Consider the following 7,815-nt stretch of genomic DNA (forward strand, 5'->3'; position numbering starts at 1 on the left):
TCACCTGCTCTGTCACCGGTTCGATGGAAGCGGGCCCACGGTCCGCCCGGCCGTGCTCCTGCGTGCCACCGGTACGGTCGGTGGATGAACACGTTCTGGTGGGTGGCGCTGGTCGCCGTGGTTCTGCTGGCGCTCGTCGCCGCGGTGGTGGACGGGCGGGGGCGCTCGGACCGGGGGCCCCGCTCGCGACGGCCCCGGCAGCCGGAGAGGAAGGCCGGCGCCCGGCCGCCGGGCAGGCCGTCGGGCCCGGAGGGGCGCGGGGACGGGCGTACGCCGCGCGCGGGCGAGGTCTGGTGGGCCGATGTGCCGTTCGAGGACGGGCCCGGGTCGAAGGACCGGCCGTGTCTGGTGATCTCGGTACGGGGGCGGGGCCGGGGGCGGATGGCGCTGGTCGCCAAGATCACCAGCAAGCATCACGAGGAGCGGCCCGGGGTGATCGCGCTGCCCTCGGGGACGGTCGGCGACCGGCAGGGGCGGCAGAGCTTCCTGGAGACGGATGAGCTGCGGGAGGTGCGGATCGGCGGGTTCCGGCGGAGGGTGGGGTCCGTGGATCCGGAGCTGTGGGAGCGGGTGCGGGGGCTGGAGGCGGGGTGAGGGGCGGGGCCCTGGTTCTCGGGGCTCCGCCCCCTTGGCCCCGCTCCTCGATCGCCGGAGGGGCGTTGAAAAGATGCTCTCCAGCGCCGGACGGGCTGGTGGTGCGGGATCGAAGCGGGGCTCACGCCCAGAGCTGGCCCTGGAGGGTTTCGATGGCTGCTTCTGTCGTCTCGGCCGTGTAGACGCCCGTCGACAGGTACTTCCAGCCGCCGTCCGCGACGACGAAGACGATGTCGGCGCTCTCCCCCGCCTTGACCGCCTTGTTGCCCACGCCGATCGCCGCGTGGAGGGCTGCGCCGGTGGAGACGCCCGCGAAGATGCCCTCCTGCTGGAGGAGTTCGCGGGTGCGGGTGACCGCGTCCGCTGAGCCCACCGAGAAGCGGGTGGTGAGGACCGAGGCGTCGTACAGCTCGGGGACGAAGCCCTCGTCGAGGTTGCGGAGGCCGTAGACCAGGTCGTCGTAGCGCGGTTCGGCGGCGACGATCTGGATGCCCTCGCGGTTCTCGCGGAGATAGCGGCCGACGCCCATGAGGGTGCCGGTGGTGCCGAGGCCCGCGACGAAGTGGGTGATGGACGGGAGGTCGGTGAGGATCTCCGGTCCGGTGGTGGCGTAGTGGGCGCCCGCGTTGTCCGGGTTGCCGTACTGGTAGAGCATCACCCAGTCCGGGTGCTCGGCCGAGAGCTCCTTCGCGACGCGGACGGCGGTGTTGGAGCCACCTGCGGCCGGGGAGGAGATGATCTCGGCGCCCCACATGGCGAGCAGGTCGCGCCGTTCCTGCGAGGTGTTCTCCGGCATGACGCAGACGATGCGGTAGCCCTTGAGCTTGGCCGCCATGGCGAGCGAGATGCCGGTGTTGCCGCTGGTGGGCTCCAGGATGGTGCAGCCGGGTGTCAGCCTGCCGTCCTTCTCGGCCTGTTCGACCATGTGGAGCGCGGGGCGGTCCTTGATCGAGCCGGTGGGGTTGCGGTCCTCCAGCTTGGCCCAGATGCGGACGTCCTCGGACGGGGACAGCCGCGGAAGGCGGACGAGGGGGGTGTTCCCCACGGCCGCCAGCGGGGAGTCGTACCGCATCAGCGCATGCCGCCGGCGACGGCCGGGAGGATGGTGACGTTGTCGCCGTCGCTGAGCTTGGTGGAGATGCCGTCGAGGAAGCGGACGTCCTCGTCGTTGAGGTAGACGTTCACGAAGCGGCGGAGCTGTTCGCCGTTCGCACCGTCGACGATGCGCTCACGGATGCCGGTGTGGCGGCTCTCCAGGTCGGCGAAGAGGTCGGCGAGGGTGTCCCCGTTGCCTTCGACGGCCTTCGCGCCGTCGGTGTAGGTGCGGAGGATGGTCGGGATGCGGACCTCGATGGCCATGGCGTGGGCTCCTGTCGAAAGCGGAGAGGTGGCGTGGGGCGCGCGTTTCTGCCCCCGCGCAGGGGGTGGTGCGTGTGGTGGGCGCGCGGACCGCGGCTCAGGCCGGGCGGCTCACGGGCAGGCTGCGGTGGGACAGATCGCGCTGGCGAGCCTGCACAGGTCGACGTGCAGCCGCGCGACGAGCAGCGTGCCCGGCGTCTTGTTGCTCACGTCATGGGGAACCATGCGGGCATCGTATCGATTCCCTGTGCGGAAACCCGAGTGTGATCCCACATGGTGGATGGTGAGCGACCGCTATATGGACCGGGTGGGGCTGTCGGTCCCTTCCGGAAGGTAGACGACCGTGGGGGCGCCGGTCTTCGGGTGGGCGCTGACCTCGGCGGCGACGCCGTACACCTCGCCGAGCAGATCGGCCGTGAGGACCTCTTCGGGGGTGCCGGAGGCGACGACGCGGCCGTCCATGAGGACGTAGAGGCGGTCGCAGTAGTAGGCGGCGAGGTTGAGGTCGTGCAGGGCGAGGAGGTTGGTGGTGCCCAGGTCGCGGACCAGGGAGAGGATCTCCAGCTGGTAGCGGATGTCCAGGTGGTTGGTCGGCTCGTCCAGGACGACGAGGGAGGGCTGCTGGACCAGGGCGCGGGCGACCAGGGCCCGTTGGCGTTCGCCGCCGGAGAGGGAGGAGAACGTACGGGGTTCGAGCGCGGCGATCCCGACCCGGGCGAGGGCCTCGGTGACCAGGTCGGTGTCGGCGGCGGTGTCGGCCTCCCAGAACCGTTTGTGCGGGGCGCGGCCCATCGCGACGACCTGGCCGACGGTGAGCTCGAAGCCGGCGTGGCCGTCCTGCGGGACGGTGGCGATGCGCTGGGCGCGGGCCTTCACGGGGAGGGTGGCGAGGTCGTCGCCGTCGAGGAGGACCCGGCCGTGGGTGGGGCGCAGGGTGCCGTAGACGCAGCGCAGGAGGGTGGTCTTGCCGCTGCCGTTGGGGCCGACGAGGCCGACGGTCTCGCCGTCGGCGGCGGTGAGGTCGACGGCGTCGACGAGGTGGCGGCCCTCGCCGGTGCCGTACGAGAGTGCCTCGGTGCGCAGGGTGGTCACGGGCGGGCTCCCTCGGGAGTACGTACGGTCGTCATGCGGGTGCTCCCTCGGGTCTGCGCCGCAGCATCCAGAGGAAGAACGGGCCGCCGGTCAGCGCGGTGAGCACGCCGACCGGGATGTCCTGCGGGGCGGCGAGCGTCCGGGCGGCCAGGTCGGCGAGGACCAGGAACACCGCCCCGCCGAGCGCGACGACCGGGAGCAGTGCGCGGTGTGCGGCGCCGACGGCCATCCGGGCCATGTGCGGGACCATCAGCCCGACGAAGCCGATCGCCCCGCTGTACGCGACGAGCGCCCCGGTCATCAGCGAGGCGAGGACGAAGACGGCGGCCCGGAAGCGGGCGGTGTCGAGGCCGAGGACGGTCGCGCCCTCCTCCCCCACCAGGAGCAGGTCGAGCGGGCGGGCCAGGGTGAGGAGGACCGCGGTGCCGATGACCAGGGTGGTCGCGGGGAGCGCGAGCATGTCCCAGCGGGCCGCGCCGAGGCCGCCGAGGGTCCAGTAGAGGACTTCCTGGAGGTGGTCGGCGCGGGCGGAGGTGACCAGGATCAGGCTGGTCAGGGCGGACAGGATGTAGGAGACGGCGACGCCGGCGAGGACGAGCCGGTTGGTGGTGAGGCCGCCCCCGCCGCGCGCCAGGGAGTAGACGAGGAGCAGCGAGAGGAGTGCGCCGGCGAAGGCGGCGGCGGGGATCGTGACGGTGGTGGCGAGGGTGGCGCCGATGCCGAGGACGATCACCAGGACCGCGCCGGTGGAGGCTCCGGAGGAGACGCCGAGGAGGAACGGGTCGGCGAGCTGGTTGCGTACGAGGGCCTGGAGGACGGTGCCGATGACGGCGAGCCCGGCGCCGACGACGATGCCGAGCAGGACCCGGGGCAGCCGGACGTCCAGGACGATCGTGCGGAACGGGCTCGCCTCCGCCCGCCCGGTCAGGATGTCGAGGACCTGGCCGGGCGGGATGCGGACGGAGCCGAGGGCGAGGGCGGCGAGCACGGCGACGGCGAGGAGCGCGACGAGGACGCCGAGCACCAGGGCGTAACCGAGCGGCCGCCGCGGTGCGGAGGCGCGGCAGGTCACGAGGTGGAGGCCGCCGGGTGGAGCTGGGCCGCGAGCTTGTCGACGGCGGCGGGCACCCGGACGCCGAGTACGGCGTCGGAGAGCGGCATGACCGCGAAGCGCTCGTTCTTGATGGCGGGGACGTCGGCGAGGGCCGGGTCGCTCAGGAGGCGCTTCTTCTTCTGCTCGACGGTGGTGGCGCCGTAGTCGTAGATCACGATGACCTCGGGCCTGCGGTCGACGACGTTCTCCCAGGAGGCGTCGCCGAAGGGCTTGTCGAGGTCGGCGAAGACGTTGGTGCCGCCGGCCCGTTCGATCAGCTCGTTGCCGATGCCCTCGCCGCCCGCGGTGAAGGCGGTCTTGTCGCCGCTGTCGTAGACGAAGACGGAGACCGGCTTCAGGTCGGCCAGCTTCTTCGCGGTGGCGGCGTTGTCGGCCTTGGCCTGCTTGATCCAGGCTTCGGCGCGGTCGGCGACGCCGAAGGTGCGGCCGACCTCGCGGATCTCCTCGTAGAGGGTGTCCATGGGCTGGTCGCCCTTGGTGCAGCTCTCGGTGTTGAGGCGGGTCTCGATGCCGGACTTGTCGAACGCCTCGCGGCCGCGGCCGTCGGAGGCGGTGAAGGCGCTGCCGTAACCGCCGTAGACGAAGTCGGGGTTGGCGGCGAGGACCTGCTCGTAGGAGGGGTACTCCTTGGCGAGGACGGGAACGGAGGCGTAGTCCTTCGCGTACTTCGGCAGGACCTGGTCGTCGAGGTAGGCGGTGCCGACGAGGGACTTCTTCAGGCCCAGTTCCAGCATGATCTCGGTGACGTGCTGGTTCATGGTGACGACGCGCTTCGGCGGGGCCTTGTACGTGGTGGTGACACCGCAGTTCTTGACGGTGTACGGGAAGCCGTCGCTCTTCGCCGCGGCCTTGTCCCCGGTGGCGGCGTCGCCGGAGGAGTCGGAGGAGGAGCAGGCGGTGAGGGCGAGCGGGAGCAGCACGGCGGCGGCTATGAGCGCGGGGGTGCGCCGGGACATGGCGGGGCCTCTCCGGGGGATTTCCGCGTCCCCTGGTCGATGCGAGAAGGCGGCGGGCCAGTTCCTGGCTTCCGGGCCGCCCTCCGGTGCGGTTCGTCCTGTCGGGGACGCGTCCGCGCGGGAGGGGGCCCGGTCACAGTGGCGGGACCGTGCCGGATTCGCACCGGCTTCCTGGTTCCTGCTGCCTTGATGGGTTCGGGGTGCAGTGTGCCAGACCCGTACGGCGGCCCTACTGGCCGCCCGGGGGCTCAGTACGCCTCGACGACCTGCACGTCTTCCTCGGTGATCTCGCCGTCCACGATGCGGTACGAGCGGAACTGGAAGGGGCCCGAGCCGTCGGTGTCGGCGGTGGAGACCAGGACGTAGTGGGCGCCGGGCTCGTTGGCGTACGTCACGTCGGTGCGGGAGGGGTAGGCCTCGGTCGCCGTGTGCGAGTGGTAGACGATCACGGGTTCCTCGTCGCGGTCGTCCATCTCGCGGTAGAGCTTGAGCAGGTCGGCCGAGTCGAACTCGTAGAACGTGGGCGAGCGGGCGGCGTTGAGCATCGGGATGAAGCGCTCGGGGCGGTCCGTCCCGGCCGGGCCCGCGACCACTCCGCACGCCTCGTCGGGGTGGTCGGCGCGGGAGTGGGCGACGATCTGGTCGTAGAGCGTCTGGGTGATGGTCAGCATGGCGCCAGGATAAGACCGACCGGGAATGGGGGGGGTGGGAGAAGGAGCGGGGCTGGGTGCGTGCGGCTGCAAGGCGGAGGATTGAGGCAGGCGGCCCCTCGCGTACCGATGGGTGGTACGCGAGGGGCCGCATGCTGGACGCCGTCGGCCTTTGGGGCGGCCGGGGGCGGTCCGGGAGGAGGGGGCGGTCGTGGGGCCCGCCCTCGGGGTCAGCGGGTCCCGGTGGAGGTCTTCTCCGGGGCCGACGGGGTGCGCGCCTGGAGCACCCGGTAGGAGACGAAGAGGATGAGCGCCCACAGCGGTGCGCAGTAGAGCGAGATCCTGGCGTCCTTGTCGATCGCCATCATCACGATGACCATGCCGATGAACAGGAGCGCGAACCAGCTCGTGTACGGGGCGCCGGGGGCCTTGAACGAGGACTGCGGCAGCAGACCGGCGTCGGCCTTGCGGCGGTATCGGATCTGGCTGATCAGGATCATGATCCAGGCCCACATGCCGGAGATGGTCGCGAAGGAGACGACGTAGTTGAACGCCTCGCCCGGCCACTGGTAGTTGATCCACACGCCGACGAGCATCAGGGCGGCGGAGAACGTGGTGCCGACCAGCGGCAGGCCGTTCTTCGTCAGCTTGGTGAAGGCGCGGGGGCCCTGGCCGTTGAGCGCGAGGTCGCGGAGCATGCGGCCGGTGGAGTACATGCCGGAGTTGCAGGAGGAGAGCGCCGCGGTGAGGACGACGAAGTTGACGATGGCCGCGCCGACGCCGAGCCCCATCTCCTCGAAGGCCTTCACGAACGGGGAGACGCCGGGCTTGAAGGTGGACCACGGCACGACCGAGAGGATCATGATGAGCGCGCCGACGTAGAAGACGGCGATGCGCCACGGCACGGTGTTGATGGCCTTGGGCAGCACGGTCTTGGGGTCCTTGGACTCCCCGGCGGTGACGCCGACGAGTTCCACGGCGAGGAAGGCGAACATGACGATCTGGAGCGTCATGAGCGTGCCGGTGATGCCGTGGGGGAAGAACCCGCCGTCGTTCCAGAGGTTGGAGACGGTCGCGGTGTCGCCGGCGTCGGAGAAGCCGATGGTGAGGACGCCCGCGCAGATCAGGATCATGCCGATGATGGCGGTGACCTTGACCATGGAGAACCAGAACTCCAGCTCACCGAAGAGCTTCACGGAGATCAGGTTGGCGCCGTAGAGAATGATGGTGAAGACCAGGGCGGACAGCCACTGCGGAATGTTCCACCAGTACGTCATATAGGTGGCGGCGGCCGTGACTTCGGTGATTCCGGTGACGACCCAGAAGAGCCAGTAGGTCCAGCCCGTCACGAATCCGAAGAACGGGCTGATGAATTCACGGGCGTACTCCGAGAAGGAGCCGGAGACCGGGCGGTACATGAGCAGTTCGCCCAGGGCCCGCATGATGAAGAAGATGACCAGGCCCGCGACGACGTAGGCCAGGATGAGGCTGGGCCCGGCCCGGTCGATGGCTTTGCCCGCGCCGAGGAAAAGCCCCGTGCCGATGGCTCCGCCGATGGCGATCATCTGAATCTGACGAGCTCCCAGACCGCGCTGGTATCCCTCGCCGCTGGTTCCGGCGTCCCCGGCATTGCCGCCGGGCTGACCCTTGTCGACCTGTCCCTCGTCGACCTGCGCCGATGTCATGGTGGTGCGCCTTTCTCCACGCCGATCCGCGCCGTACAAGGCTGCGGATCAGGTCCTGATCCCCCCGGATATGGATGGAGTGCGACCGGCGTTCGGCCGGTGTGTAGCGCCCCCGGGAAACAGGGGTGGCGTTCCCCGGGCGGTCGTGAAGATTTATCACGGCCGTCACAGCACACCGTGGGACATTCTGTGGCGCACGCCACAGGAAAAAGCAGACAAGAGGCTCTGTCCGGTACGAATAGCCCGAATGACTTGGTGGGATCGTTATCCGGATCTGAGCGTCCGTTGAGCGAACGAGGGCCGTGCCCCCCCACCGGGGGGGCAGGCCCCGGGTGAACAAGGCAGGCAAAGGAAAAAAACCGCCG

At 70.4% G+C, this 7,815-nt stretch carries 9 protein-coding genes and 1 riboswitch; of the genes, 1 reads left to right on the forward strand and 8 read right to left on the reverse strand.

Annotated features, from left to right (window positions below):
* Window positions 1-84 precede the first annotated feature (84 nt).
* The gene (locus tag ACFWRV_RS24920) at window positions 85-594 is read left to right on the forward strand and encodes a type II toxin-antitoxin system PemK/MazF family toxin (RefSeq protein ID WP_384337961.1); all 510 of its coding nucleotides are present in this window, start codon (window positions 85-87) and stop codon (window positions 592-594) included.
* Between the two features lie 121 nt (window positions 595-715).
* Here the strand turns inward: ACFWRV_RS24920 and ACFWRV_RS24925 are convergent, their stop codons facing one another.
* The 8 genes from ACFWRV_RS24925 to ACFWRV_RS24960 form a co-directional block, all read right to left on the reverse strand.
* Window positions 716-1,666 (reverse strand): PLP-dependent cysteine synthase family protein, encoded by a 951-nt coding sequence (locus ACFWRV_RS24925; RefSeq protein ID WP_007450630.1) that lies wholly within the window; start codon window positions 1,664-1,666, stop codon window positions 716-718.
* On the reverse strand, window positions 1,666-1,953 hold the full coding sequence (locus tag ACFWRV_RS24930) for a MoaD/ThiS family protein (RefSeq protein WP_384337962.1): 288 nt from the start codon (window positions 1,951-1,953) through the stop codon (window positions 1,666-1,668). Before ACFWRV_RS24930 ends, ACFWRV_RS24925 begins: the two co-directional genes overlap by 1 nt.
* Before the next feature lie 111 nt (window positions 1,954-2,064).
* Window positions 2,065-2,178, reverse strand: coding sequence for a putative leader peptide (locus ACFWRV_RS24935; protein ID WP_319099102.1), 114 nt, complete (start codon window positions 2,176-2,178; stop codon window positions 2,065-2,067).
* 69 nt (window positions 2,179-2,247) lie between these two features.
* Window positions 2,248-3,045, reverse strand: coding sequence for an ABC transporter ATP-binding protein (locus tag ACFWRV_RS24940; RefSeq protein ID WP_384337963.1), 798 nt, complete (start codon window positions 3,043-3,045; stop codon window positions 2,248-2,250).
* A 31-nt stretch (window positions 3,046-3,076) separates the two neighbouring features.
* Window positions 3,077-4,117: a FecCD family ABC transporter permease gene (locus ACFWRV_RS24945; protein ID WP_384337964.1), complete on the reverse strand. Its 1,041-nt coding sequence runs from the start codon at window positions 4,115-4,117 to the stop codon at window positions 3,077-3,079.
* Window positions 4,114-5,115 carry an ABC transporter substrate-binding protein gene (locus tag ACFWRV_RS24950; protein WP_384337965.1) on the reverse strand — a complete coding sequence of 334 codons (1,002 nt, stop codon included), beginning with the start codon at window positions 5,113-5,115 and terminating at the stop codon, window positions 4,114-4,116. Before ACFWRV_RS24950 ends, ACFWRV_RS24945 begins: the two co-directional genes overlap by 4 nt.
* 37 nt (window positions 5,116-5,152) lie before the next feature.
* A riboswitch (cobalamin riboswitch) is annotated at window positions 5,153-5,350 on the reverse strand.
* Between the two features lie 13 nt (window positions 5,351-5,363).
* On the reverse strand, window positions 5,364-5,786 hold the full coding sequence (locus tag ACFWRV_RS24955) for a Mov34/MPN/PAD-1 family protein (RefSeq protein WP_030087623.1): 423 nt from the start codon (window positions 5,784-5,786) through the stop codon (window positions 5,364-5,366).
* A 209-nt stretch (window positions 5,787-5,995) separates the two neighbouring features.
* Window positions 5,996-7,450 carry an amino acid permease gene (locus ACFWRV_RS24960; RefSeq protein ID WP_384337966.1) on the reverse strand — a complete coding sequence of 485 codons (1,455 nt, stop codon included), beginning with the start codon at window positions 7,448-7,450 and terminating at the stop codon, window positions 5,996-5,998.
* Between the last annotated feature and the right edge of the window lie 365 nt (window positions 7,451-7,815).

The organism is Streptomyces sp. NPDC058576, from assembly GCF_042718715.1.
GTDB lineage: Bacteria > Actinomycetota > Actinomycetes > Streptomycetales > Streptomycetaceae > Streptomyces.

What these genes read in the sequence shown, in the direction of transcription:
- ACFWRV_RS24930 (WP_384337962.1), bottom strand. Translation starts at nt 1,953, where the DNA reads ATGGCCATCGAGGTCCGCATCCCGACCATCCTCCGCACCTACACCGAC.
- ACFWRV_RS24960 (WP_384337966.1), bottom strand. Translation starts at nt 7,450, where the DNA reads ATGACATCGGCGCAGGTCGACGAGGGACAGGTCGACAAGGGTCAGCCC.
- ACFWRV_RS24935 (WP_319099102.1), bottom strand. Translation starts at nt 2,178, where the DNA reads ATGGTTCCCCATGACGTGAGCAACAAGACGCCGGGCACGCTGCTCGTC.
- ACFWRV_RS24955 (WP_030087623.1), bottom strand. Translation starts at nt 5,786, where the DNA reads ATGCTGACCATCACCCAGACGCTCTACGACCAGATCGTCGCCCACTCC.
- ACFWRV_RS24925 (WP_007450630.1), bottom strand. Translation starts at nt 1,666, where the DNA reads ATGCGGTACGACTCCCCGCTGGCGGCCGTGGGGAACACCCCCCTCGTC.
- ACFWRV_RS24920 (WP_384337961.1), top strand. Translation starts at nt 85, where the DNA reads ATGAACACGTTCTGGTGGGTGGCGCTGGTCGCCGTGGTTCTGCTGGCG.
- ACFWRV_RS24950 (WP_384337965.1), bottom strand. Translation starts at nt 5,115, where the DNA reads ATGTCCCGGCGCACCCCCGCGCTCATAGCCGCCGCCGTGCTGCTCCCG.